This window comes from Niveibacterium sp. COAC-50, from assembly GCF_013184235.1.
Classification (GTDB): Bacteria; Pseudomonadota; Gammaproteobacteria; order Burkholderiales; family Rhodocyclaceae; genus Niveibacterium; species Niveibacterium microcysteis.
The window spans coordinates 1-1242 of sequence record NZ_JABCJM010000019.1 but is presented as its reverse complement, the minus strand read 5'-3'; the positions used below and the strand labels follow the sequence as shown (position 1 = coordinate 1242).

Genomic DNA, 1242 nt, shown 5'->3' with positions numbered 1-1242 from the left:
CGGTTGCGGTGCCGGTGATCGCGGCGGTGTCGTTGGCACCGGTCACGGTCACATCGATCGCCTTGGTCGCGGTGCCATCCAGGCTCGTGACGGTCAGCGTGTCATGCACGATCTGGCCGTTGGTCAGCGCTTGCGTCGCGGCCTTGGTGTTGTCGAGTGCGTACGTCCAGGCGCCGGTCGCGGCGTTGAAGGTGAAGGTACCGTAGGTGCCGTTGAGCGAAGCGGGCGCGACAGCCTGGAAGACAGACTGGCCCGCATCGGCGTCACTGACGCTCACGGTGCCCGAGGCGTTCGGCGTACCGGCGATCGCATTCGCCACACCACCGGCTTCGACCACCGTGCCGGTGGCGGTGCCACCGACGGTGGCGCCGTCGTTGGCGCCGTTGATGGTCACCGAGATCACTTGCGAAGCGGTGCCGTCTGCGGACTTCACCGTGATCGAATCGGTCAGCGACTGACCCGCGCCGAGCGACTGGATTGCGGACTGCGCGTTGTTCGCAGCGTAGGTCCAGGCACCGGTCGTGGTGTTGAAGGTGAAGGTGCCGTAGGAGCCAGCCAGCGTGGCAGGCGTCGCAAAGACCGCTTCACCCGAATCCACGTCGGTCACGGCGAGGCTGCCCGACGCCGTGAGGTTGCCGCCGGTCACGGCGACATCCTCGGTCATCGTGCCCGTCGCAGTACCGGTGATCGCAGCGGTGTCGTTGGCACCGGTCACGGTCACGTCGATTGCCTTGGTCGCGGTGCCATCCAGGCTCGTGACGGTCAGCGTGTCATGCACGATCTGGCCGTTGGTGAGTGCTTGCGTGGCCGCTTTGCTGTTATCCAGCGCATAGGTCCAGGCGCCGGTCGCGGCGTTGAAGCTGAAGGTACCGTAGGTGCCGTTGAGCGAAGCGGGCGCGACGGCCTGGAAGCTCGATTGACCTGCATCGGCATCCGACACGGTGACCGTACCGGAGGCGTTCGGCGTACCGGCGATCGCATTCGCGACGCCGCCGGCCTCCACCACCGTGCCGGTGGCGGTGCCACCGATGGTGGCGCCGTCGTTGGCGCCGTTGATGGTCACCGAGATCACTTGCGAAGCGGTGCCATCGGCCGACTTCACCGTGATCGAGTCCGTCAGCGACTGGCCTGCGCCGAGCGACTGGATCGCGGACTGCGCGTTGTTCGCAGCGTAGGTCCATGCCCCGGTCGTGGTGTTGAAGGTGAAGGTGCCGTAGGTGCCAGCCAGCGTGGCAGGCGTCG

At 66.8% G+C, this 1242-nt stretch carries 1 protein-coding gene; it reads right to left on the bottom strand.

The annotated features are described in order from the left end of the window. The coding region (locus HH302_RS22220; protein WP_216662025.1) for a VCBS domain-containing protein at positions 1-1242 on the bottom strand (1242 nt) is incomplete at both ends.